Here is a 23,858-nt window from a genome sequence, read left to right as displayed (position 1 = left end):
GTATGAGCAGCGAATAACTTATGCGATACTAGCTCAGTTGGTAGAGCGCAACCTTGCCAAGGTTGAGGTCATCGGTTCGAACCCGATGTATCGCTCCAGCTTTCTTCTAAAAAAGCTAATAAGTACTTTAAACCTCTGTGTTTAAAGGCGACCGCAAAGGTCACGCTCTTTCTTTAATGCTGCGAAGCATAATCCCCCAAAAAAGCAAATAATCCTCCATCATGGTGGATATTTTTTTGTCTTAAATTTTTCTTAGCAACTGAAATGCTAGTAAATATCAGGTCTCTGAAGCAGACACTTGAGGTTTTTCACATCTATAAACAGACTTATCCACAAAATGTTAGGTGTGGATAACTTGGTTGATAAAGTTGTTTCAGGCTTAATTCTTTACCTATCCCTAAAAGATCTTTCTTGTTTTCAATATATTAGATGAATTGCAGCGATCGTAACTTGTTGTTTTTTATCAAGTTGGATGCCTATCTTGGATTTAATAAAAGATCGTTAACTTGTTGTTTTTTGATCTTAATCATTTATCGGTACTGTGTTTAACTTTGCTCGGGTGTCGGAAGTTTACGAGAGTTCTGAATTTTTTCCACATTGTTAGAATTGAGAACAAGGTCAAACATTGTTCTAAAATTATGTGCAACGAGTTGTCTTAAATATTGGACTATCGATGTGGGTGTCGCTGTCAATCGTTGATACCAAAAGGGCTAGGCGTCTCTTGGTAGTCCTTTCTCTACTATACGTATCAGTCTGTGCTTTTTGGTGGAGATTTTGCTGTTACTTTTTTGCACACAGCTATTTTTCTGCGTAGAGCTATCTTCTTGCACACTGCTAGCGTTGGGTAACTGCTGTAGTTGTTTATTCAAAGCCCACTCAATATGCACATCAAGCATTTCGTTTTTGCCTTGATGAGACTCCAGGGTTTCAATAATGCGTTGTTGAAATGGTGCATTGCCCATCGCAACAAAGATATTGCGTAACCACTGGGTGTGGCCGATACGTCTGATTGCTGAGCCTTCCATTTTCTTTAGGAAGGTTGCTTCGTCCCAACTTGAAAGTGAAACCAGATCGGCTTCTTGGAAATCTTCTCTGCGGTGAAAGTCTGTTTGCTCTGTGAGTTCGGCATGACGATTCCACGGGCAAACTAACTGACAATCATCGCAACCGTAGATACGGTTACCAATGGCATCTCTATACTCTTCAGGGATCACACCATCATATTCAATGGTTAAGTACGAAATACATTTGCGCGCATCAACCACGCCATCAGCAATAATGGCACCCGTTGGGCAAGAAGTGATACATGCGGTGCATTTGCCGCACTCATCAACACTGGGTTCATCCGTGGGAAGAGGGATGTTAACTAACAGCTCCCCTAGAAAGAACCAAGAGCCAGCGTCTTTATCAAGAATTAATGAGTGTTTACCTGTCCAGCCCAACCCTGCTTTTTGAGCGAGTGGTCTTTCCAAAATGGGCGCTGAATCGACGAAAGGGCGTGAGTCTAAACCCTCGACCTCTTTTTCAATTCTTTGTCCTAGCTTTTTCAACTGGTTACGGAACAATTTGTGATAGTCGCGGCCTAAAGAATAGCGGCTGATGTAGCCTTGAGTGGTATCGCTTAGGTTAGAGGCGAACTGAGCTTCTGGTGGTAGGTAGTTCATTCGAGCGCTGATCACTCGAATTGTGCCTGGGTGAAGTTCATCAGGACGTGCACGCATCATCCCATGTCGAGCCATCCAATCCATTTCGCCGTGGTTGCCAGCATCTAGCCATGCTTGAAGAGGGGCTTCGTGTTCACTTAAATCAATATCGCAGATGCCAACTTTTTGAAAGCCCAGCTCTTTTCCCCAGATTTTAATTTTTTCAGCAAGATGGTCTAGATTCATGGCTTATTTCTTATTTTCTCTGTTTTACAATTAGAGATAAGGCTAATTAAAATTAGGTTCGGCAAAAATGGGGGCGGATCTTAACGGATCTTAGTGGTGTTGACCAGAACAGACGCGTTTTGAGCAGTATTTTTCATAGAACTTACACTTGAGTGCTTGTCTCCCAAAAGCATCACGGTTTACTATTCTTGTTCTTTTGATTTTTATATAGTCAACGATCGATTTTTAGAGAACGTATTCATGAGCACGAAACAATTTACTTTGAAAGATGAACAAGCAACGATTCAATTAGGAACGGAGCTTTCGAATCTTTGCTCACAGCAGACGACTATTTATCTGCATGGTGATCTTGGCGCAGGTAAAACGACTTTCAGTCGTGGCTTTGTAAAAGCACTTGGCCATCAAGGAAATGTAAAGAGCCCAACGTATACTCTAGTTGAACCTTATCAACTTGCAGATTGGCAGGTGTACCACTTTGACCTTTATCGCCTAGCCGATCCTGAAGAGTTAGAGTTTATGGGAATTCGTGACTACTTTACTCCGGATGCTATCTGTTTGGTTGAATGGCCTGAGAAAGGTTATGGGATGCTACCAGAAGCCGATTTGGATATTGATATTCGTTACCAAGACGATCACCGTATTGTTTCTTTAACCGCTAATAGTGAATACGGACAGCGCTTACTTAGTCAGTTGGAGTTATGTTGATTTCTAAACGCCTTATTTCAACAGTGGCCATGATGGCTGCTGTTTTTTCTATACTGTTTTCTTCACTTGTTTCTGCAAACTCACTGAAAAGTTTAAGGGTTTGGCCTTCTCCAGAAGAAACTCGTGTGGTTATCGACTTAAAATCAGAAGCGGACTTTAGCTATTTCACCCTGAGTAGCCCGAGTCGCTTAGTGGTTGATTTAAAAAATACCAGTCTTGCGACTAAGTTACCGGTCGAGGTGAAAGACAGCCCTGTTCTATCTAAGATTCGTAAGAGCTCACCGCCAGACAAAAACACCTATCGCTTGGTTTTTGAGTTAAAGAAGTCGTCTAAAGCAGAATTATTCAAACTGAGCCCGACCCCAGGTGGTCAGTATGGACACCGTTTGGTGATCGACTTACCTCATGGTGCGGCAAGTAAAGCGACATCGACACCGAGTAAGCCAACGGTAAGTAAGAACATTAATCAGGTTAAGCGCCAGAAAGATATTCTAATTGTGATTGATCCTGGCCACGGTGGTGAAGACCCAGGTTCGATTGGTCCTACGCGTAAATACGAAAAAGACGCGACTCTGAGTATTTCTAAGAAGTTAGCAGCTCAACTGAATGCGGTCCCGGGGATCAAAACTCGTATGACTCGGAATGCTGATTACTTTGTGAACCTGAATCGACGTGTTGCGATTGCTCGAGAGAATGAAGCTCACCTGTTGATCTCTATTCACGCCGACGCCTTTACGACGCCTCAACCAAGAGGTGGTTCAGTGTTTGTATTGAACACTCGACGCGCAAATACAGAGATCTCTCGTTGGATTGAGAATAAAGAGAAACAGTCTGAATTGCTTGGTGGTAGCGGTGCAGCGTTCACAAGCAATATTGATGATAAGAACGTAAACCAAACCCTGCTTGATTTGCAGTTTAGCCACTCTCAAAAAGAGGGCTACAAACTGGCAACGGCAATTCTGTCTGAAATGGGTAAGGTTGCGAAACTGCACAATAGCAAGCCGATTAACACCAGCTTAGCAGTATTACGTTCACCACAGATCCCATCAGTACTGGTAGAGACAGGTTTTATTTCGAATCCGACGGAAGAGAAGCTTCTTTTCCAACGTTCGCACCAAGATAAATTGGCACGAGCAGTGACTAAAGCGGTGGTTAAGTATTTGAAGGCTAACCCGCCTGAAGGGATTATCTTGTCTAACGCAACGTCATCAACGGGCAGCGTGAGCCAACATAAAGTCTCTCGTGGTGAGTCTTTGTCTGTGATTGCGAGCAAGTATGGTACGTCGACACAGACGTTGATGAAGTTCAACAATCTGAAATCGAGCAGCCTAGCAATTGGTCAAGTACTTAAGATTCCAGGCAGTGCTTCAACTTCATCATCAAGCAGTGCGGTTAAAACGAAGACCATCACTCACACGGTTAAGTCTGGAGAGTACCTAGGTAAGATCGCCAGCCGCTATAAAGTGTCGGTGGCTGATATTAAACGTGAGAACCGTTTGAAATCAGAGACGGTGAGAGTAGGCCAAAAGTTACGTATTACGGTTGAAGTTAAAGATGTTCCTCTGCGCAAACACAAAGTTGCAAGAGGTGATTACCTTGGCAAGATAGCTTCGAAATACGGCGTGAGCGTCAACAGCATTCGCCAAGCGAATAAGCTAAGATCTGACAGTCTAGCTATCGGCCAAGTGTTGATTATTCCTCACAAGTAGTCTTGGGAATGCTAAACAGCTTCAGGTATATCAATGATAAAAAATAAGAACTAGTGCAAACGTAGCAGCGTTTCCATCAATGGCAGTAAGGTAGCTATAAATATGACGATCAAAATACTGCCAGCTCGGTTAGCTAACCAAATCGCAGCGGGTGAGGTGGTAGAAAGACCCGCTTCTGTTGTAAAAGAGTTGGTTGAGAACAGTTTGGATTCTGGTGCGACACGTATCGATATTGATATCGAGAAAGGTGGCGCCAAGATGATCCGCGTTCGTGACAATGGTAAAGGCATCGTAAAAGATGAGCTTGCCTTGGCACTGAGTCGTCATGCTACCTCCAAAATCCACACTCTTGATGACCTAGAGGCGATCGTCAGCCTCGGTTTCCGTGGTGAAGCGCTGGCGAGTATTAGCTCGGTTGCGCGCTTAACCATGACGTCACGCCCTGCCACTCAAGATCAAGCTTGGGCAGCACACAGTGAAGGCCGTGATATGCAGGTGAAACTGCAGCCTGCGGCGCATCCTATTGGCACTTCGGTTGAGGTGTTGGACCTGTTCTTTAATACGCCAGCACGCCGCAAATTCTTACGCACCGAGAAAACTGAATTTACTCATATCGATGAACTGTTGAAGCGCATCGCATTGAGCCGTTTTGATGTGACGATCAATCTTCGTCATAACGGTAAGATGATTCGTCAGTACCGCGCTGCAAAAACACAAGTTCAAGCAGAAAAGCGAATCGCTGCGGTATGTGGCAATCCTTTTGTTCGTCATATGCTTAAGATCGAACTTGAGCATCAAGGCCTAAAACTTCATGGCTGGATCACCACGCCAGAAGGAGCAAGACAACAAAGCGACCTGCAATACTGCTATGTGAATGGTCGTATGATGCGTGACAAGCTGATCAATCATGCGATTCGTCAAAGCTACGAAACCAGCCTGCGTCCAGACCAATTCGCGACGTATGTGTTGTTCATTGAACTCGACCCACATCAGGTGGACGTGAATGTCCACCCTGCAAAACATGAAGTGCGTTTTCATCAAGCGCGCCTTGTGCATGACTTTATTTACCAAGCATTGAGCGATGGTTTAGCGCAGAGCAAGCAGATCGATGCTGTACCAATCAATCAGTCGGCTTTTCATCAGTCAGAAGTGATTCATCATCAGCAAGATAGTACGAGCTCTGCAGTTGATGGTGTTGCAAGTTTCGCTGAGCCAGAAAGCGTAATGCCTAGCAGTTCGGATCAAACCCAAGTTTCGGATAGGGTGCGACACGCTATTGAGCAAACGCCTGCCTACCCGAGAAAAGCAGAATCAGAGCACGCTTTTGATAAGCCTCAACACAGCGTTAATGATGGTGGGCGACATTATGTTTCATCAATTAGCCCAAGCTCATCAACCAGTCCAAGTTCATCTGCTGGCCGAAGCTCGGCTACTAGTGACAGCAGTTTTACCGGTTCCTCTCGCCAAGAGTGGATAGAGTCTCGACCTGAACCTAAAAAAGAGAAAGAGCCACACCAACATCATGGTGAACCCGCGCCATCTAAGCGAGAAGTGAAAGCCTATAAAGAGCTTCTGAAAACGCCAGATTTTGATGAGCAAGTTGTACAGCCTTCACTTTCTCAAGAGCATGTGGCACCAGTAGAAACCAGAGACAACTTAGAAAATAAAGATAATAAAGAAAATAAAGAAAATAAAGAAAATAAAGAAGCTAAGCCTGCTCAACAGAATCCTGTTCATTTAAAGCCAAGAGCAGCAGTGACGGATTTGGGGAAAGCGGTCTCGGTTGTTGAACGTCAATATCTCGTGATGGGCAACAAGAATGGCTGTGTTTTGGTTTCCTTAGCTAAGGCTGAATTATTACGTGTTGTTGGTCAGCTTGATACTCGAGGTGGCGCGTTAAAAAGCCAACCGTTATTGGTGCCTTTATCGATTAAGCTGGGTAGTGAACTTGTCGAAGTTGCTAAGGCGCTGAGTCAAACTCTGGCATTACTGGGGATTGAGCTTAAGGCGCGAAACAGCGAGGCGGTAATGGTGATGGGCGTGCCTTCTCCTTTAAGGCAGCAAAACTTACAAATTTTGATCCCAGATCTGTTATCTTACGCGGCTTCAATAAATGCCCAGGGTGCAGTGAAGCAACCTAATGACATGTTGTCAGCTTTGGTTAACTGGATCGGGATTCAAACCGCACAAGTAAAAAGCGACTACACTTTATCTGAAGCGGTTCAACTAGTTGGGGAACTAGAACAACTTTGGCATGGTCTACTTCCATTAGATGATCCAGAGTTTGTTAATCCTATCGACTTTTCAGCGACTATAGCCGCGTTTACGGTTTAATTTTTTCGCGACGACCTTTGTCTTTTTAGCTGAATACGTCGCGACACAAAGCCCTTTGCTAAAAAGCGCTAAAACAGAGAAGCAAATACAAAATATCATGACTGAAAAATTACCTTTAGCGTTGTTTTTAATGGGCCCAACGGCGTCAGGAAAAACAGATTTAGCTATCCGCTTACGTCAGAAATACCCTGTAGAGATCATCAGCGTCGATTCGGCATTGATCTACAAAGACATGGATGTTGGTACCGCTAAACCGGATGCGGAAGAGCTTGAGCTCGCGCCTCATCGCTTGATTGATATTTTGGATCCAAGCGAAGCGTATTCTGCGGCAGATTTTCGTCGTGATGCGATCAATGAAATGAATAAGATTGTAGCGGAAGGCAAAATCCCGTTACTTGTTGGTGGCACAATGCTGTACTACAAAGCATTGTTGGAAGGTTTATCGCCATTACCAGCCGCGGATCAAGAGATTCGTAAGCAGATTGAAGCGGAATCTATCGAACAAGGTTGGCAGGCATTGCACGATCAATTAAGAGAGATAGATCCCGTATCCGCTGAAAGAATACACCCAAATGATCCACAAAGGCTTTCAAGGGCATTGGAAGTTTACCGAATTTCGGGTAAAACATTAACAGAGCTAACTCAAACGAAAGGCGATAGCCTGCCATTTCGTGTAAAACAATTTGCAATAGCTCCCAAGGAAAGGACTGAACTCCATCGCCGCATTGAGCTGCGTTTCGAGAAGATGATAGAAGCTGGGTTTGAAGATGAAATGAAGGCGTTGTACGCCAGAGAAGATCTTCACCCTGAACTGCCATCGATCCGATGCGTTGGTTATAGGCAGATGTGGGATTATTTAGACGGTAATTGTGATTTAGACGAAGCGGTTTTCCGTGGTGTCTGTGCAACCCGTCAGTTGGCCAAGCGACAAATCACCTGGTTGCGCAGTTGGGATGATTTAACTTGGTTAGATAGCGAAAACATTGATCAAGCGTTAGAAACTCTTTCAGATGCAATAGCATCTGATTAGTATTGCTGTGTATAATGTGATCGCTTTTGCGTGAATATACTCTGGAAAGGATCCGTTATTGAGGCTTTTAAAAATCACAGCCTTTCAATAACAACGGAGTTTTTTTATTCATTTAGCTCAGATGCAAAGGCCGCACCTTTTTGTGCACCACTAGCTAAATAATTACAACAAAATACAAATAAGGAAAATAAAATGGCTAAGGGGCAATCGCTACAAGACCCATTCCTAAATGCACTCCGTCGTGAGCGCATTCCAGTCTCTATCTATCTTGTTAACGGCATTAAGCTGCAAGGTCAGATCGAGTCTTTCGATCAATTCGTGATCTTATTGAAGAACACAGTAAACCAAATGGTTTACAAGCATGCGATTTCTACTGTGGTACCTGCTCGCGCAGTTAGTCACCACAGCGGCGAGCAACGCACGCCATCTGATCGTCCAGAGAAGACTGAAGATTAATCGTTCAATTTGTACAGCTTGCGCTGTAATAAGGAGTTGGTTGCTTGTTTGACCGTTATGAATCCGGCGAGCGAGCCGTACTTGTTCATATCAACTTCACGCAAGAGGGAGAATGGGAAGATCTAAGCGAATGTGAAATGCTGGTCTCCTCAGCGGGGGTAGAAACGCTACAAGTGATTACTGGTAGCCGACAATCCCCACTCCCTAAATACTACGTTGGAGAAGGTAAAGCCCTAGAAATCGCACAAGCTGTTCAGCTGACCGGTGCTGAAATTGTGATTTTTAACCACTCCCTCTCTCCTGCCCAAGAGCGCAACCTCGAGCAATTGTGTAAATGTCGTGTGATTGATCGCACGGGTTTGATCTTAGATATTTTTGCACAACGTGCGCGAACTCATGAAGGTAAGCTACAAGTTGAGCTCGCTCAGCTTCGTCATATCTCTACCCGATTGATTCGTGGTTGGACTCACCTTGAAAGGCAGAAAGGTGGTATTGGTCTTCGTGGTCCAGGTGAAACTCAACTGGAAACCGATCGACGTTTGTTGCGTGACCGTATAAAGGCAATACTACGTCGTTTAGCGAAAGTTGCTAAACAGCGTGAACAAGGACGACGTGCTCGTAATCGAGCTGAAATCCCAACAATTTCTTTGGTTGGTTATACCAACGCAGGGAAATCAACACTTTTCAATCGCATCACAAGTGCTGGTGTTTATGCGGCAGACCAACTGTTTGCAACCCTAGACCCAACACTACGTAAGATTGATTTGGCAGATGTCGGGCCTGCAATTCTCGCAGATACCGTAGGTTTTATCCGTCATCTACCACACGACTTGGTCGCTGCGTTCAAGGCAACATTACAAGAGACGCAGGAAGCTGACATTTTGTTACATGTTGTTGATGCCAGTGATGACCGTTTTCGTGAGAACATTCAGGCTGTTCATGAAGTATTAGAAGAAATCGATGCTCATGAAGTGCCAACCCTTGTAGTCATGAACAAAATTGACTGCATGGAAGACCAAAAACCTCGAATTGAAAGAGACGAAGAGGGCGCACCTCGCGCTGTTTGGGTTTCTGCAATGGAAGGAGAAGGTATTGAACTGCTGTTTGAAGCTTTAACTGAGCGTTTAGCTAGCCAGATGGTTCAATTCCGGTTGTGTATTCCACATCAACATCAGGGCCGTATTCGCAGCTTATTCTTCGAGATGAAATGTATTCAACAGGAAGAGTATGATGAAAATGGTAACTTGTTGATAGATATCCGAATGCAACAAATAGATTGGTCTAAACTTGAAAAAAGAGAAGGGGCGCTCTTAGGTGACTTTATCGTTACCAAAGAGACTGCTACAGTATAACGTCATATCAAATGATGGAGCTTTCTAATGGCGTGGAATGAGCCTGGAAATAACAACAACGGCGATAATAACGGCCGCGATAATGACCCTTGGGGTAATAAAAATAATCGCGGCGGCCGAGATCAAGGACCGCCAGATCTAGACGAAGTGTTTAATAAACTAAGTCAAAAGTTAGGTGGCAAGTTTGGTAAAAAGGGTGGCAACGGTAACGGGCCATCTATTGGTGGTGGCGGTGCAATTGGCTTTGGTGTCATTGCCGTTATTGCTATTGCTATCTGGTTCTTCGCTGGTTTCTACACCGTTGGCGAAGCAGAAAGAGCAGTAGTACTTCGACTGGGTCAGTTCGACCGTATCGAAGAACCTGGTCTTAACTGGCACCCACGCTTCATCGATGAAATCAGTGATGAGCAACTAGTAAACGTTCAAGCGATTCGTTCTCTACGTGCTGCTGGCACGATGCTAACGAAAGATGAAAACGTTGTGACCGTTGAAATGGGTGTTCAATACCGTGTTTCTGACCCATACAAGTACTTGTATCGTGTAACGAATGCAGACGACAGTTTACGCCAAGCAACCGATTCTGCGCTTCGTGCGGTAATTGGTGACTCACTAATGGATAGTATCCTGACAAGTGGTCGTCAGCAGATTCGTCAAAGCACTCAAGAAACGTTGAACCGTATTATTGATAGCTACGATATGGGTATTCTGATTGTTGATGTGAACTTCCAGTCAGCACGTCCACCTGAGCAAGTGAAAGATGCATTTGATGATGCTATCGCGGCTCGTGAGGATGAAGAGCGTTTCGAGCGTGAAGCTGAAGCTTACCGAAATGACATTCTTCCAAAAGCAACAGGTCGTGCTGAGCGTTTGAAGAAAGAAGCGGTGGGTTACTCAGAGCGCACAGTTAATGGTGCTCTAGGTCAAGTTGCTCAATTCGAGAAACTGCTACCTGAATACCAAGCTGCTCCTGAAGTAACACGTAACCGTATGTACCTAGATACAATGGAAAAAGTGTACTCAAGCACATCGAAAGTCCTGATTGATTCTGAATCAAGCGGTAACTTGCTATACCTACCAATTGATAAGCTAGGCGCACAAGGTGGTTCTCAGTCGGGCTCTCGCCCTGCAAAAGCATCATCAACTTACGATCAAATTGAGTTAGAAACTCAAGCGGATCCAAAGCCTAGCACTCAAACTCGTTCAGACAGTTCACGCCAAGGGAGATACTAATAATGCGTAAATTAATGATCCCTGTATTAGTTGTGACGATTGCCCTTCTATTGATGTCAGTGTTTGTGATTCAAGAAGGTGAGCGTGGCATGGTAATTCGTTTTGGTCGAGTTCTCGATGACAACGGCGTATCACGAATCTATGAACCAGGTCTGCACTTTAAACTACCGATGTTTGATCGCGTAAAAGTACTTGATGCTCGTATTCAAACGATGGATGGCCGTTCTGACCGTTTCGTAACATCAGAGAAAAAAGACGTTCTAATTGATACTTACGCAAAATGGCGTATTGCTGATTTTGGACGTTTCTATCTGAGTACCGGTGGCGGTAATATCATGACGGCAGAAGCACTTCTTGAGCGTAAAGTGACAGATGTTCTTCGTTCTGAAATTGGTTCTCGTGAAATTAAGCAGATCGTGTCAGGCCCTCGTAACAAGGACATCCTGCCAGACTCTGCTGATAGCGAAGTCGTCACAACGGTAGCGGCTGCAGAAGCACTAGAAGTTGATGGCGAACGCGATAAGATCATGGAAAACGTTTTGTCTGGAACGGCAGAAAGTGCGATGGCTGATTTAGGTGTTGAAGTTGTTGATTTTCGTATGAAGAAGATTAACCTTCCTGACGAAATCAGTGAATCTATCTACCGCCGTATGCGTGCAGAACGTGAATCGGTTGCTCGTAGACACCGTTCTCAAGGTCGTGAGAAAGCGGAAGTTATCCGTGCTCAAGCTGAGCTAGAAGTGGCAACAGTTCTTGCTGAAGCTGACCGTACAGCTCGAATCACTCGTGGTGATGCGGATGCAGAAGCAGCGAAGATCTACTCTGATGCGTTCAGCAAAGATCCTGAGTTCTACGGCTTCATGCGTTCATTGCAAGCTTATGAGACATCATTTAGCGATAAGAGCGACATTCTAGTACTGGATCCGAAGACTGACTTCTTCCAATACATGAATCAAGCAAGCGGCGCTCCAGCAAAATAAGCTGATGCGTTAGCGAATGCTTAGCTTAATAAGCAAAATACGTTAAAACTTAAAAGGCTCCCATTGTGGGAGCCTTTTTGTTTTCTATGACTTCTTTCAGGAGGAGACATGTTTGTGGATTCACTATTGGGGCGCGAGGGAAGGCGCTTAACAGAGTGGTACTTATAAACAGATTAGTACTTATAGGAACCTAACGGTAGGTCATGAAAGCGATAACGGCGCCAGCGACCACAAGACAGCCTCCAATGCGGCGCAGTTGCGTGTCTGGTTGCTCGCTCAGTTGCGCGACCATGTTTCTCCAGCCATTGGGTGCAATCAAGGGGCCGAGCCCTTCCACAATAAGTACGAGCCCAATAGCGAGCCAAATTGATTGAGACATGGTTCTGCCTTTTGTCTGTAAAAAAGCAATGATATCAGTATCTTTACACATCTGTCCCCAGTTATGGCTGGTTTATTTTTGTACAGCGTTAACGTTTATGAACAAAAAGTGACTGCAAGAAGTGTGATTCAGTGCTAGAATCCATTTTTAATTAGCAACAGAAATTGGAAAGATGGGAAATAACGTAGTCGTTCTAGGCACCCAATGGGGTGATGAAGGTAAAGGTAAAATCGTTGACCTTTTAACTGAAGATGCAAAATACGTGGTTCGCTACCAAGGCGGTCACAATGCAGGTCACACACTTGTAATTGACGGTGAAAAAACCGTTCTTCACTTAATTCCATCAGGCATCCTACGTAATAACGTTAAATGTGTTATTGGTAACGGTGTAGTATTATCGCCTGACGCACTTCTAAAAGAAATGAAGCCTCTTGAAGATCGCGGTATTCCAGTACGTGAACGTCTTTTCATCTCTGAAGCTTGTCCTCTAATTCTTCCGTACCACATTGCAATCGACAACGCGCGTGAAATCGCTCGTGGCGCTAAAGCTATCGGTACAACGGGTCGTGGTATCGGTCCTGCTTACGAAGATAAAGTTGCTCGTCGCGGTCTACGCGTTGGCGACCTTTTCGATAAAGAAGCATTTGCTGAGAAGCTAAAAGAAGTGATGGAATTCCACAACTTCCAACTAGAGCACTTCTACAAAGCTGAAACAGTAAGCTACGAAGAAGTTCTTGAGCAAGCGATGAGCTACGCAGACATGTTAACTGCGATGGTTATCGACGTAACTGACGAACTAGACGCAGCACGTAAGCGCGGCGACAAGATCATGTTCGAAGGTGCTCAAGGTACGCTACTAGATATCGACCACGGTACTTACCCATACGTAACGTCTTCTAACACGACTGCTGGTGGTGTTGCTGCAGGTTCTGGTTTCGGTCCTCGTCACATCGGTTACATCCTTGGTATTACTAAGGCTTACTGTACTCGTGTTGGTTCAGGTCCATTCCCTACTGAGCTATACGATGGCCTTGAGAAGCAAGACCCAGTTGGTAAACACCTAGGCGATGTTGGTCACGAGTTTGGCGCAACAACTGGTCGTCTACGTCGTACTGGTTGGTTTGATGCTGTTGCTATGCGTCGTGCAATCCAAATCAACTCTCTATCTGGTATGTGTCTAACTAAACTAGACGTTCTAGATGGCCTAGAAGAACTAAAAATCTGTACTGGTTACAAGATGAAAGATGGTTCTATCCTAGAAGTTTCTCCAATGGCTGCTGAGTCATTCGAAGAAGCGACGCCAATCTACGAAACAATGCCTGGTTGGTCTGAAAACACATTTGGTGCTAAATCTATCGACGCGCTTCCACAAGCTGCTCTAGATTACATCAAGCGTATCGAAGACCTAACTGGCGTTCCAATTGATATCGTATCAACTGGCCCAGATCGTAACGAAACTATCATCAAGGTTCACCCATACGGCGCATAATGCCTGCTGAGTGATTACCAGGCACGAACAGTGCTTTGATAATAAAATAGTTTTCTAAAAGCCGACTTTATTAAGTCGGCTTTTTAATACCTGCAATTTAGCCGTTCACTCTTTGATGGTGATCTTTTAAGCGTCATCAGGCAAAATATTGCCCATTAGCGGCAAGTTTTGTCTAAAGCCGTCGGGGTTATTGCCGATACAGATATCATGGAAAGTGAAGTTCACCCTGTTTTGTGCGTGTAGAAATCCTCTGCATTCCTCAATAGATAACTTTAGCGACAGATAATAGAGTGCAGGTATGAAGCTACGAATTGTGGCAGCTTCATTAATAATGGCGCTGAGCTCACCCTTGAGTCATGCTAATTTGGCTGATGTGGGAGAGCCCGTTCCAATATATACAGAAGCTGAACTGATTAATTTAATCGAAAATAATCAACATCTAGAGCGAGTGAAAGCTGATAAGTGCCAGTTAGTTGAAGATATCGTTGCTCGTGCAACGCGTATTAGCTTGCCTTCTTATGAGTTTTTATACGGTGATATGTTGGCTTGGGGTGTGTGTGTTCCACAAGATGTAGAGCTTGGCCTTTACTATATGGAGAACGCGGCACATCAAGGTTTACCCGCTGCATTAGAGCAGTTAGGTCGTTATTACTCTCGTGGTACTTTGGTACAACAAGATCAAGAGCGTGCGATTCCGTATCTACGTGAAGCGGCCTCTATGGGTAACTTAAGTGCGAGCATTCACTTAGCGGAACTCTTGTTACGTGACTACGGTAGCCCATTGGATTATGAAGATGCTTACCGTTGGTTGTATAACTCGGTAACCGCAGACCAAAGACAACACAGACGTATCACTGTGCTTCGTAGCGGCCTGGAACAGAGAATGCCAGACAATATTATTGCTCGAGCAAAACGTCGAGACGTGTTCTGGTAATACCGAGCAAGAAGCCTGTAATGATCCCTGCACTCATTGTTACAGGAAACAAGACTTAAAAAGCCCCGCCTAATTTAGTTAGTGCGGGGCTTTTTACGTTTAGGAGGTCATGCTATTCGATTGCGAGTTTATTGAACAACCTCACCAGACTCAATTACCGTTTCACGAACAACCTTAGTGAAATCGAGTGCTTCTTGGCGGATCTTATCTTCGTCTACCGTTAGCATGTCGCGATCTTGCATGATGATCTTGCCATCAACGATGGAATGACGAACATTGCCTGAGTTAGCTGAGTACACCAGTGCTGAGTATGGGTTGTAGACCGGAACCATGTTTGGCGCCTTAGTATCGATCACTATGATGTCAGCCAGTTTGCCTGCTTCAAGAGAGCCGATCTTATCTTCCATGTGCAGCGCTTTTGCTGCGCCCATGGTCGCCATGTCGATCACTTTGATCGGCGGCATCGCAGCACGATCTTTGTTAACTAACTTGTGAACCTTAGCGACTTGGTTGAATTCATCAATGGTGCTCAGTGTGTTACCAGACATTGGGCCATCAGTACCTAAACCAATACGAACATTTTCGTCATACATCTTAAGTGCAGGAGATACGCCTTTTGCTGACTTGATGTTGGCACTCATGTTGTGAGCCACACCCATATCCGATTTTTTCACCAGCTCGATATCATGATCGTCAACAAGGATCATGTGTGCACCCACCAAGTTTTTGTTGAGTGCGCCAATGCTGTCCATGTATTGAACCGGTGATAGCCCATCTGAACGCTCGGCGATTTTCTCTTCTTCACGGTGTGATTCTGCTAGGTGAATCATTACTGGTACATCGAGCTCTAGAGAGAGCTTAGAGATCTTCTGCAGGATCTCTGTGGTGTTGGTGTAAGGCGCATGCGGTGCAAACGCTGGTGTGATTCGCGGGTGATCTTTGTATTCTTCAATGAAGTTCAACGCGTACTTAATGCCTTCTTCGGCGTTGGCCGCATCGGCTACAGGGAACTTAATCACCGTTTCACCTAGGATGGCACGCATACCGATCTTATCGACGGTTTTTGCGACTTCATCTTCGAAGTAGTACATGTCGGCGTAAGTTGTCACACCGCCTTTCACCATTTCAACGTTACCTAGGTTCGCACCAATGCGTACCATGTCTCGCGATACTAGCTTCTTCTCTAGCGGAAAGATGTAACGGTGCAGGCGATCTGGCACATCATCGGCTAACGAACGGAAAACTGTCATTGATACATGAGTATGGGTATTGATGAGACCTGGCATAACGATATCGCCATCAACGTCTAACACTTGCTTAGCTTGGTACTGCTTCTCTAGTGAAGCATCACCAACCGCAATGATTTTGTTGTCTTTGACGACAACAGTACCGCTTTCATAAACCGTTTTGTCTTGGTTCATGGTTAGAACCATCGCATCGGTAATCATCAGGTCAGCCTTTTCCATTGCCGAACTTGCGAATGGGAACAGCGCTAGGCTCGCCATAGCTGAAGCCAATAAAGTGCGTTTTAGTTTCATATCATACCCAGAACAGGAGTTGGTAAAGTGCGTGGATAATAGTGTATTTCATTCATGGCGCAAACGTTTGTTTTATCGTTTGCTTGAAATTTTGATGATAATCCACGTCTATGAAGCGATGTTTCACAAAGTGAAGATATGTATCAATCTGAGGTTATTTGAGTGTTTTCTAAAGCATATCTGTAGCTTACCCCTAGCATCAGATATACTAGGGGTATATACCTTCCTTGCTTAAGCAGGCCCGCCTATGTCAAAAAACACACCAACGTCAGAAAATACGACAGCGACAACCACTGTTGATCCTTTTGCCGACCGAGAGTCGAAAAATTACGATAACCCAGTACCAAGCCGAGAGTTCATTATTTCGTTTCTAACAGACGCGAATATTCCGATGAACCGCAACGATCTATTCGAAGCTTTGGGTCTTGCTGGAGAGGAACAATATGAAGGGCTGCGTCGTCGTTTGCGTGCAATGGAGCGTGATGGACAGCTTATCTTTACTCGTCGTCAGTGCTACGCATTGCCTGAGAAGATGGAACTGATCAAAGGCTATGTGATTGGTCATAAAGACGGTCATGGTTGGGTTCGCCCAGACGGCAGTGTGGGTAAAGACAATGATATCGTGCTGCCGCATCATCAGATGAAAACCATCATGCACGGTGATTACGTATTGGTTCAGCCTACTGACAACAGTAAGCGTGGCCGTCGTGAAGGTCGCTTGGTTCGTGTGCTTGAAGAGCGTAAAACGCCACTTGTTGGTCGCTTCTTCCTAGAGTACGGCCATTCTTACGTTGTTGCTGATGATTCGCGTATTAGTCACGACATCCAGATCCCTACTGAGCATAAAGGCGGTGCTCGAATGGGTAATGTGGTTGTGATTGAAATTACGGATCGCGGTGGTCGTTCTCGTAACATGATGGGGAAAGTAACCGAAGTTCTTGGTGAAAACATGGCGCCGGGTATGGAAACGCAGATTGCGATCCGTACTCACCAGATCCCACAAGAGTGGCCTGAAGCGGTAGATAAGCAAATCGAAAACCTAGGTGAGCATGTTCCTGAAGAAGCAAAAGAAGGACGTGTAGACCTGCGTAAACTGCCATTGGTTACCATTGATGGTGAAGATGCGCGTGACTTCGATGATGCGGTTTACTGTGAAGCGAAGAAAGGCGGCGGCTGGCGTCTATGGGTAGCGATTGCTGACGTAAGTTACTACGTTCGCCCAGATACAGCGCTAGACAAAGAAGCGATTAACCGTGGTAACTCGGTATACTTCCCGTCACAAGTCGTGCCAATGCTGCCAGAAGTGCTTTCAAATGGTTTGTGTTCATTGAACCCTCAGGTAGACCGTTTATGTATGGTGTGTGAGATGACTATCTCAGACAAAGGTAAACTGTCAGGCTACAAGCACTACGAAGCGGTAATGAATTCTCATGCTCGTCTTACTTATAACAAAGTAGGCGCGATCTTAGATGGCAATGAAGAATTACGTGAGCGTTACGAACCTGAAGTACCACATCTTGAAGAGCTTCATAAGATGTATAAGGTGCTTAAGAAAACGCGTGACGAACGTGGTGCGATTGAATTTGAAACGGTAGAAACTAAGTTTATCTTCAATGCGGATCGTAAGATTGACCGTATTGAGCCAGTAATTCGTAACGATGCACACAAGATCATCGAAGAGTGTATGATTCTGGCGAACATCGCATCGGCATCTTACGTAGAGAAAGCGAAAGAGCCTGCTCTGTACCGTGTTCACGAAACTCCGGGCGAAGAGCGCTTAATGGGCTTCAAGAGCTTTTTAAGTGAATTAGGTTTAACACTGGAAGGTGGTTTGTCGCCATCACCAGTAGACTATGCACAACTGATGCAACAGATTAATGAACGTGAAGATCGTGAATTAATCCAAACCATGCTGCTACGCTCAATGAAGCAAGCGGTATACAACGCGGATAACGCGGGTCACTTTGGTTTAGCTCTTAAACGCTATGCTCACTTTACCTCGCCAATTCGTCGTTACCCAGATTTGCTATTGCACCGTGCGATTAAGTACCTTATTGCGAAAGAAGAAGGTCGTAACAGCGAACGTTGGACGCCAACTGGTGGTTACCACTACACTTTCGATGATATGGACTTCTACGGCGAGCAGTGTTCAATGACTGAACGTCGTGCTGATGACGCAACGCGTGAAGTAAACGACTGGTTGAAGTGTGAATACATGCAAGACCATGTCGGTGAGGTGATGGATGGTGTGATTGCCAACGTGACTGGTTTTGGCTTCTTTGTTCGTCTAACTGAACTGCACATTGATGGCTTGGTACACATCTCAGCGCTAGCGAATGATTACTACCAATTTGATGCTGTTGGTCAGCGTCTAGTGGGTGAAAGCTCAGGTAATATCTACCGCTTGGGTGATTCGGTTAAAGTGAAGGTTTCTGCGGTTAATTTAGAAACTCGCCAAATCGACTTTGACTTAGAAGACACTGATCGTCAGCCGCGTGGCAAAGGCAAAACAGCCAAGAAGCGTGCAGCAGAAGCGATGAAAAAGGCGAAAAGCAAGAAGCGCTCAGCAGTGAAGAGTAATAAGCCAGGTGTATCAGCGAAGCCTATGGTTGAGCCAACTAAGCGACCTGACGGAAGCAGCGAAGGCCCTGCTAAGAAGAAAAAGCCAGCGAATAAAACCGGTGCTGCTAAAGCTCGCGCTAAGAAAAAGCGTGCTGCAAGCCGTAAGCCAAAGGCTGATAACTCTTAAGACTGATAGATCTTAAGGCTAAATAAGGCGCTCTGCTAATCAGGTTTAGCGCCTAACTGATTTAATTTAATGCGAGAGTATCAGGCGTAAGACGCTACTCTCGAAATGAACAACACAGAGAGGGATGCATCGGCATTGATGTCATTCTTCTCTGAGCAATAAGAGTAACTTGAGACAATGAGTAACGAATTTATTTACGGTATTCACGCGGTGAAAGCCGTACTAGAAAAAGATCCTGCACGTTTTATCGAAGCGTATGTATTGAAAGGTCGCCAAGACGAGCGTCTTCTTCCATTACTGAACCAACTGCAACAGTTTGGTGTGTCGATTCAACAGATGGGTCGTAAGCCGTTGGATGAAAAAGCACAAGGTGCGAATCACCAAGGTCTTATTGCTAAGGTGAAGCCTGCTAAGCAGCTTAATGAAACTCACCTAGACGATATCCTAGCGCAGCACGAACAGCCTTTGCTGTTGGTTCTAGACGGCGTAACAGACCCTCACAACCTAGGTGCTTGTCTGCGTAATGCGGATGCCGCGGGTGTTGCTGCTGTTATCGTACCGAAAGACCGCTCTTCGCCGCTAACGGCAACGGTAAGCAAGGTAGCGTGTGGTGCGGCTGAAACCGTTCCTCTAGTACGTGTAACCAATCTCGCTCGTACAATGCGTGCTCTGCAAGAGCAGGGTGTATGGTTTGTGGGTACCGCAGGTGAAGCAACGCATGATATCTACCAAGCGAAGTTAACAGGCCCTCTTGCTGTGGTTATGGGTGCTGAAGGTGACGGTATGCGTCGTCTAACGCGTGAAACCTGTGATGATCTGATTAAGATCCCAATGGCTGGTAGCGTGTCGAGCCTGAACGTTTCAGTGGCGTCGGGTATTTGCCTGTTCGAAGCGGTAAGACAGCGTTTAGCTCAGTAATGCGTTAACGCTGCTTTAAGTCTATGAATTTATTAGCGCTCACCACTTGCTGGTGGGCGTTTCTTTTTAGGCTGTTATAGCAAAATCCATCGGTTTGTCGGATGGCTAGATGGCGACAGAAAAACTGTTTCATTATTCACCAAATAGCGCTTGCCAATACCGGGTTCTTTCTATAACATTTGCCGTCCTTAAAACTCGGTCATTTATCTTTAGTTCCTTGCTTCCTCTGGACGACCGGGCCACTCGTGGAAGCTAATAATCCGTAAGGAGCAACCAAATGCGTCATTACGAAATCGTATTCATGGTTCACCCTGATCAAAGCGAGCAAGTTGCTGGCATGATCGAGCGTTACACTGGTTCTATCACTGAAGCTGGCGGTACTATCCACCGTCTAGAAGACTGGGGTCGTCGTCAAATGGCTTACCCAATCAACAAGCTTCACAAAGCTCACTACGTTCTTATGAACGTTGAAGCTGGTCAAGAAGTGATTGACGAGCTAGAAACTGCTTTCCGTTTCAACGATGCAGTTCTACGTAACATGATCATGCGCACTAAAGGCGCTGTGACTGAGCAATCTATTATGCTTAAGCAAAAAGAAGAGCGTGCAGAGCGTGCTCCTCGTCGCGAAGAGCGTACAGAAGCTAAACCAGAAGCAGCTGCTGAGTAATTCTTTTTTGGCTTAACGCCTTAAAAAATTCTCAACTTGTTTTAGGTCATTGATAGTTATTTCGATAATTGTGAAAGACCGCTTTACTAAATTTAAGATCAGGAGATAGCCCATGGCTCGTTTCTTCCGTCGTCGTAAATTCTGCCGTTTCACTGCAGAAGGCGTACAAGAGATTGACTACAAAGACGTAGCAACTCTTAAAAACTACATCACTGAAGCTGGTAAAATCGTACCTAGCCGTATCACTGGTACAAGCGCTAAGTACCAGCGTCAACTAGCTCGCGCTATCAAGCGTTCTCGTTACCTAGCTCTACTACCGTACACTGACAAGCATCAGTAATCGGTAATAGTTAATAATAGTTTAAGAGGACTAAGATAATGCAAGTTATTCTACTTGATAAGATCGGTAACCTAGGTGGCCTTGGCGACCAAGTAAACGTTAAATCTGGTTACGCTCGTAACTTCCTTATCCCACAGGGTAAAGCAGTTATGGCAACTAAAGACAACGTTGCTATGTTCGAAACTCGTCGTGCTGAACTAGAAGCTAAAGTTGCTGAGCAACTAGCTGCTGCTGAAGCTCGTGCAGAGAGCGTTAACACTCTAGAAGGCGTTACAATCGCTTCTAAAGCTGGTGACGAAGGTAAACTATTCGGTTCTATCGGTACTCGTGACATCGCTGACGCTATTACAGCGGCAGGTGTTGCAGTAGCTAAGAGCGAAGTACGCCTACCTGAAGGCGCTCTACGTAACATCGGCGAATTCGAAGTAAGCATCCAACTTCACTCTGAAGTTTTTGCTACTGCGAAAATCGCTATCGTTGCAGCTGAGTAATTTCAGTACCAAGACGAATTCTTTCTTTTGAAAGTTTTAAACACCAGCTTCGGCTGGTGTTTTTTTATGTCTGGAATATAGGAAAGTACAAGGAAGGGCTACAGTAGGTAAAAAGCTTACGGTGATCCATAAGCTGTTATTGCTGAACAAGTTGTTCTCAAGGTTAGAGGTGGCCTAAGATTAGAACTGGAAGAGCAAGTTGATCGATAGAACAGAGTCTTGTTTGCTTAAGCCTTCAGGCACTTTATCGTGGTACTGGCGAGAGTGAGCGATCTTCAGCGCGATATTGTCAGTAATATCGTTGATGGCTTCTAACTCAGTATCAAACTTTAGGTTACTGTGACCAGAGACAAGCGTCACATCTGCCTTGAGCTGCAAATTCTTCAACACCTGCCATGACGTATTCACGTTGCCACGGAAAATTGCCTCTTCAACAATCTCTGGGAAGATGATGTCATCATCGTCGATCTCATCGAGGTTTGGCTCTTGGTAACGAAAACCTGGGCCCACTTCGACTTCCAATACAAACTCTTCGGTATTCGAAAACTGGTAACCCAGACCACTCGAAATTGTGTAGTCCTTAAAGTAAGCACTGTATCTCGAGTCGACTCCTTTGAAACTGCCGTAAAGGTAGGTTTTAGGGCTTAACTTGTAGTCACTCTGAGCTGAGTAAGTCGATTGCCTTTTATCTTCTTCGCCATCTTTGTAGAGGTTGTAGTATTTCCATTCACCACTGGTTCTATGACGGCCAGCCGTGTACTCACCGTTAAGGCGTGCGTTAAGCGCTCGTGAATCAGAGTTACCAGTATGCGACTGATATCCAAATTCGACTTCCGTTTTTAGCGGGCTCGGTAGTTCTGTATCACTTGTATCACTCGGTGCGATATCCAACTCTTTTTCTTCAGGTGTCGGTGCAACGACGATCGGCTCAGAAGTAGGTTCTGAAACTACTATAGAGTCGAGAATAGAATCAACAGAGGTATTAGCATCAACAGAGGCTTTAGCATCATCAGCTAAGGCCAACGGAGCGCTCAGGAGACCGATGCTTAGAAGACTAGAGCTTAGAAGACCAGTGCTCAGAGCCAATAATTTGGACACGCATACCTCTAGTTATACAGTGAGTGAATGGCAGGATCGTAATGCTACCCTTGGTTAATTCCGTCAGCAATAGGTAAATTCTTCCTGAAGAATAAAACAAACTCATAGGATCGGATTACAAACGGATGTTCTTGGGTATAATGAACGATCATTATTAGTTATTGAGTGTAGTCATAGTGGATACCAAAAGTCAGAAATCAGCCAACGATCAGGTGGACGCCATCAAGGTCCCGCCACATTCATTAGAAGCTGAGCAATCTGTTATTGGCGGTTTGTTATTAGATAACGAACGCTGGGATACAGTTGCCGAAAAGGTTGTGGCCAAAGACTTTTATAGCCGTCCTCACCGTCTGATCTTTGAAGCGGTAAAGGATATCCTTGAAGAAAGTTCTCCTCTGGATCTTATTACACTCTCTGAACATTTAGAGCTGCGTGAGCAACTTGAAGAAGTGGGTGGCTTTGCTTACCTTGCTGACTTAGCGAAAAACACACCAAGTGCCGCAAACATCAATGCGTATGCGGATATCGTAGCGCAACGTGCACTTGTTCGTAGCCTGATTGGTGTCGCGAATGAGATTGCTGATTCTGGTTATGACCCTCAAGGTCGTACTTCGGAAGAGCTGGTTGATCTTGCTGAAAGTAAAGTCTTCGCGATTGCCGAAGGCCGTGCAAGTGAAAACGAAGGTCCACAAAACGTTGATAGCATTCTAGAGAAGACGCTAGAACGTATCGAGATCCTATACAAAACGCCGCAAGATGGTGTGACAGGTGTCGATACTGGCTTCAACGACCTCAACAAGAAAACAGCAGGTCTACAAGGCTCTGACTTAATTATTGTTGCTGCTCGTCCATCGATGGGTAAAACCACATTTGCGATGAACTTGTGTGAAAACGCGGCGATGAAGCAAGACAAACCGGTTTTAATCTTCTCGCTAGAGATGCCAGCCGAACAGCTGATGATGCGTATGCTTGCGTCACTTTCTCGCGTAGACCAAACCAAGATTCGTACTGGTCAGCTAGATGATGAAGATTGGGCTCGTATCTCGTCGAGTATGGGTATTCTGATGGATAAGAAGAATATGTATATCGATGACAGCTCGGGTCTAACGCCAACAGAAGTGCGTTCTCGTGCTCGACGTATCGCTCGTGAACACGATGGTATCTCTATGATCATGATAGATTACCTTCAATTAATGCGTGTACCTTCGTTATCTGATAACCGTACTCTTGAAATCGCCGAGATTTCTCGCTCATTGAAAGCGTTAGCAAAAGAGCTCAACGTTCCGGTTGTGGCACTTTCTCAGCTTAACCGTTCCCTAGAGCAACGTGCTGATAAGCGCCCAGTAAACTCGGATTTGCGTGAATCAGGTTCGATTGAGCAAGATGCCGATTTGATCATGTTCATCTATCGTGATGAGGTTTATAACCCAGATAGTTCCTTGAAAGGCATTGCTGAGATCATCCTTGGTAAGCAACGTAACGGTCCGATCGGTTCTGTTCGTCTTACGTTCCAAGGCCAACACTCCCGATTTGATAACTATGCAGGCCCTGCATTTGATGATGAGTAATC

General features: G+C 45.1%; 20 protein-coding genes and 1 tRNA gene. 17 read left to right on the top strand and 4 right to left on the bottom strand.

Going from position 1 to position 23,858, the window contains the following annotated elements; all coding sequences use genetic code 11:
- Positions 1 to 22 precede the first annotated feature (22 nt).
- Positions 23 to 98 (top strand) — tRNA-Gly (locus AB4329_RS00780).
- Between the two features lie 612 nt (positions 99 to 710).
- Here the strand turns inward: AB4329_RS00780 and queG are convergent.
- Positions 711 to 1,889, bottom strand: coding sequence for a tRNA epoxyqueuosine(34) reductase QueG (gene queG / locus AB4329_RS00775; protein ID WP_372137570.1), 1,179 nt, complete (start codon positions 1,887 to 1,889; stop codon positions 711 to 713).
- 240 nt (positions 1,890 to 2,129) lie between these two features.
- Here queG and tsaE point away from each other — a divergent pair, with 240 nt between their 5' ends.
- The 8 genes from tsaE (at position 2,130) to hflC (ending at position 11,685) form a co-directional block, all read left to right on the top strand.
- Entirely contained in the window at positions 2,130 to 2,594 is a 465-nt protein-coding gene (gene tsaE, locus AB4329_RS00770) for a tRNA (adenosine(37)-N6)-threonylcarbamoyltransferase complex ATPase subunit type 1 TsaE (RefSeq protein ID WP_004735870.1), read from the top strand.
- Positions 2,588 to 4,303: an N-acetylmuramoyl-L-alanine amidase gene (locus AB4329_RS00765; RefSeq protein ID WP_017067933.1), complete on the top strand. Its 1,716-nt coding sequence runs from the start codon at positions 2,588 to 2,590 to the stop codon at positions 4,301 to 4,303. Before tsaE ends, AB4329_RS00765 begins: the two co-directional genes overlap by 7 nt.
- A gap of 102 nt (positions 4,304 to 4,405) precedes the next feature.
- The gene (gene mutL / locus AB4329_RS00760) at positions 4,406 to 6,637 is read left to right on the top strand and encodes a DNA mismatch repair endonuclease MutL (RefSeq protein ID WP_372137569.1); all 2,232 of its coding nucleotides are present in this window, start codon (positions 4,406 to 4,408) and stop codon (positions 6,635 to 6,637) included.
- Between the two features lie 97 nt (positions 6,638 to 6,734).
- Entirely contained in the window at positions 6,735 to 7,667 is a 933-nt protein-coding gene (gene miaA / locus AB4329_RS00755; protein WP_102394615.1) for a tRNA (adenosine(37)-N6)-dimethylallyltransferase MiaA, read from the top strand.
- Positions 7,668 to 7,859: 192 nt separating this feature from the next.
- On the top strand, positions 7,860 to 8,123 hold the full coding sequence (gene hfq, locus AB4329_RS00750) for an RNA chaperone Hfq (RefSeq protein WP_017059927.1): 264 nt from the start codon (positions 7,860 to 7,862) through the stop codon (positions 8,121 to 8,123).
- Positions 8,124 to 8,167: 44 nt separating this feature from the next.
- On the top strand, positions 8,168 to 9,475 hold the full coding sequence (hflX, locus tag AB4329_RS00745) for a ribosome rescue GTPase HflX (RefSeq protein WP_017059928.1): 1,308 nt from the start codon (positions 8,168 to 8,170) through the stop codon (positions 9,473 to 9,475).
- Between the two features lie 27 nt (positions 9,476 to 9,502).
- On the top strand, positions 9,503 to 10,705 hold the full coding sequence (gene hflK / locus AB4329_RS00740) for an FtsH protease activity modulator HflK (protein ID WP_017063176.1): 1,203 nt from the start codon (positions 9,503 to 9,505) through the stop codon (positions 10,703 to 10,705).
- 2 nt (positions 10,706 to 10,707) lie between these two features.
- A complete protein-coding gene (gene hflC, locus AB4329_RS00735) occupies positions 10,708 to 11,685 on the top strand; it encodes a protease modulator HflC (RefSeq protein ID WP_017059930.1) in 978 nt (325 codons plus the stop codon).
- A 190-nt stretch (positions 11,686 to 11,875) separates the two neighbouring features.
- On the opposite strand, the gene AB4329_RS00730 is transcribed toward hflC, so the two are convergent.
- Complete coding sequence (locus AB4329_RS00730) at positions 11,876 to 12,064, bottom strand: DUF2065 domain-containing protein (protein WP_010434105.1); 189 nt, start codon at positions 12,062 to 12,064, stop codon at positions 11,876 to 11,878.
- Between the two features lie 172 nt (positions 12,065 to 12,236).
- Between AB4329_RS00730 and AB4329_RS00725 the strand changes: the two genes are divergently transcribed.
- The gene (locus AB4329_RS00725) at positions 12,237 to 13,553 is read left to right on the top strand and encodes an adenylosuccinate synthase (protein WP_010434108.1); all 1,317 of its coding nucleotides are present in this window, start codon (positions 12,237 to 12,239) and stop codon (positions 13,551 to 13,553) included.
- A 298-nt stretch (positions 13,554 to 13,851) separates the two neighbouring features.
- On the top strand, positions 13,852 to 14,487 hold the full coding sequence (motX, locus tag AB4329_RS00720) for a flagellar protein MotX (protein ID WP_017063177.1): 636 nt from the start codon (positions 13,852 to 13,854) through the stop codon (positions 14,485 to 14,487).
- Between the two features lie 128 nt (positions 14,488 to 14,615).
- Here motX and AB4329_RS00715 read toward each other — a convergent pair whose 3' ends face one another.
- The gene (locus tag AB4329_RS00715) at positions 14,616 to 16,025 is read right to left on the bottom strand and encodes an amidohydrolase (protein ID WP_017063178.1); all 1,410 of its coding nucleotides are present in this window, start codon (positions 16,023 to 16,025) and stop codon (positions 14,616 to 14,618) included.
- A 247-nt stretch (positions 16,026 to 16,272) separates the two neighbouring features.
- On the opposite strand from AB4329_RS00715, the gene rnr reads away from it, so the two are divergent.
- The 5 genes from rnr to rplI all read left to right on the top strand — a co-directional run bounded on the left by rnr (position 16,273) and on the right by rplI (position 21,190).
- The gene (gene rnr / locus AB4329_RS00710; RefSeq protein WP_017063179.1) at positions 16,273 to 18,774 is read left to right on the top strand and encodes a ribonuclease R; all 2,502 of its coding nucleotides are present in this window, start codon (positions 16,273 to 16,275) and stop codon (positions 18,772 to 18,774) included.
- Positions 18,775 to 18,951: 177 nt separating this feature from the next.
- On the top strand, positions 18,952 to 19,692 hold the full coding sequence (gene rlmB / locus AB4329_RS00705; RefSeq protein WP_017063180.1) for a 23S rRNA (guanosine(2251)-2'-O)-methyltransferase RlmB: 741 nt from the start codon (positions 18,952 to 18,954) through the stop codon (positions 19,690 to 19,692).
- Between the two features lie 277 nt (positions 19,693 to 19,969).
- The gene (gene rpsF / locus AB4329_RS00700) at positions 19,970 to 20,359 is read left to right on the top strand and encodes a 30S ribosomal protein S6 (protein ID WP_004741278.1); all 390 of its coding nucleotides are present in this window, start codon (positions 19,970 to 19,972) and stop codon (positions 20,357 to 20,359) included.
- A 112-nt stretch (positions 20,360 to 20,471) separates the two neighbouring features.
- Positions 20,472 to 20,699, top strand: coding sequence for a 30S ribosomal protein S18 (gene rpsR, locus AB4329_RS00695; RefSeq protein WP_000090472.1), 228 nt, complete (start codon positions 20,472 to 20,474; stop codon positions 20,697 to 20,699).
- 38 nt (positions 20,700 to 20,737) lie between these two features.
- Positions 20,738 to 21,190: a 50S ribosomal protein L9 gene (gene rplI, locus AB4329_RS00690; protein WP_010434182.1), complete on the top strand. Its 453-nt coding sequence runs from the start codon at positions 20,738 to 20,740 to the stop codon at positions 21,188 to 21,190.
- 180 nt (positions 21,191 to 21,370) lie between these two features.
- On the opposite strand, the gene AB4329_RS00685 is transcribed toward rplI, so the two are convergent.
- The gene (locus AB4329_RS00685; RefSeq protein ID WP_372130422.1) at positions 21,371 to 22,288 is read right to left on the bottom strand and encodes a DUF481 domain-containing protein; all 918 of its coding nucleotides are present in this window, start codon (positions 22,286 to 22,288) and stop codon (positions 21,371 to 21,373) included.
- Between the two features lie 176 nt (positions 22,289 to 22,464).
- Here AB4329_RS00685 and AB4329_RS00680 point away from each other — a divergent pair, with 176 nt between their 5' ends.
- Positions 22,465 to 23,856, top strand: coding sequence for a replicative DNA helicase (locus AB4329_RS00680; RefSeq protein WP_016767560.1), 1,392 nt, complete (start codon positions 22,465 to 22,467; stop codon positions 23,854 to 23,856).
- Positions 23,857 to 23,858 lie beyond the last annotated feature (2 nt).

Source organism: Vibrio sp. 10N.261.54.A5 (assembly GCF_041471145.1).
Taxonomy (GTDB): Bacteria; Pseudomonadota; Gammaproteobacteria; order Enterobacterales; family Vibrionaceae; genus Vibrio; species Vibrio crassostreae_C.
The sequence above is the reverse complement of the archived record's forward strand: the minus strand, read 5'-3'. Positions and strand labels throughout refer to the sequence as shown.

What these genes read in the sequence shown, in the direction of transcription:
- queG (WP_372137570.1), bottom strand. Translation starts at nt 1,889, where the DNA reads ATGAATCTAGACCATCTTGCTGAAAAAATTAAAATCTGGGGAAAAGAG.
- tsaE (WP_004735870.1), top strand. Translation starts at nt 2,130, where the DNA reads ATGAGCACGAAACAATTTACTTTGAAAGATGAACAAGCAACGATTCAA.
- AB4329_RS00765 (WP_017067933.1), top strand. Translation starts at nt 2,588, where the DNA reads ATGTTGATTTCTAAACGCCTTATTTCAACAGTGGCCATGATGGCTGCT.
- mutL (WP_372137569.1), top strand. Translation starts at nt 4,406, where the DNA reads ATGACGATCAAAATACTGCCAGCTCGGTTAGCTAACCAAATCGCAGCG.
- miaA (WP_102394615.1), top strand. Translation starts at nt 6,735, where the DNA reads ATGACTGAAAAATTACCTTTAGCGTTGTTTTTAATGGGCCCAACGGCG.
- hfq (WP_017059927.1), top strand. Translation starts at nt 7,860, where the DNA reads ATGGCTAAGGGGCAATCGCTACAAGACCCATTCCTAAATGCACTCCGT.
- hflK (WP_017063176.1), top strand. Translation starts at nt 9,503, where the DNA reads ATGGCGTGGAATGAGCCTGGAAATAACAACAACGGCGATAATAACGGC.
- hflC (WP_017059930.1), top strand. Translation starts at nt 10,708, where the DNA reads ATGCGTAAATTAATGATCCCTGTATTAGTTGTGACGATTGCCCTTCTA.
- AB4329_RS00730 (WP_010434105.1), bottom strand. Translation starts at nt 12,064, where the DNA reads ATGTCTCAATCAATTTGGCTCGCTATTGGGCTCGTACTTATTGTGGAA.
- AB4329_RS00725 (WP_010434108.1), top strand. Translation starts at nt 12,237, where the DNA reads ATGGGAAATAACGTAGTCGTTCTAGGCACCCAATGGGGTGATGAAGGT.
- motX (WP_017063177.1), top strand. Translation starts at nt 13,852, where the DNA reads ATGAAGCTACGAATTGTGGCAGCTTCATTAATAATGGCGCTGAGCTCA.
- AB4329_RS00715 (WP_017063178.1), bottom strand. Translation starts at nt 16,025, where the DNA reads ATGAAACTAAAACGCACTTTATTGGCTTCAGCTATGGCGAGCCTAGCG.
- rnr (WP_017063179.1), top strand. Translation starts at nt 16,273, where the DNA reads ATGTCAAAAAACACACCAACGTCAGAAAATACGACAGCGACAACCACT.
- rlmB (WP_017063180.1), top strand. Translation starts at nt 18,952, where the DNA reads ATGAGTAACGAATTTATTTACGGTATTCACGCGGTGAAAGCCGTACTA.
- rpsF (WP_004741278.1), top strand. Translation starts at nt 19,970, where the DNA reads ATGCGTCATTACGAAATCGTATTCATGGTTCACCCTGATCAAAGCGAG.
- rpsR (WP_000090472.1), top strand. Translation starts at nt 20,472, where the DNA reads ATGGCTCGTTTCTTCCGTCGTCGTAAATTCTGCCGTTTCACTGCAGAA.
- rplI (WP_010434182.1), top strand. Translation starts at nt 20,738, where the DNA reads ATGCAAGTTATTCTACTTGATAAGATCGGTAACCTAGGTGGCCTTGGC.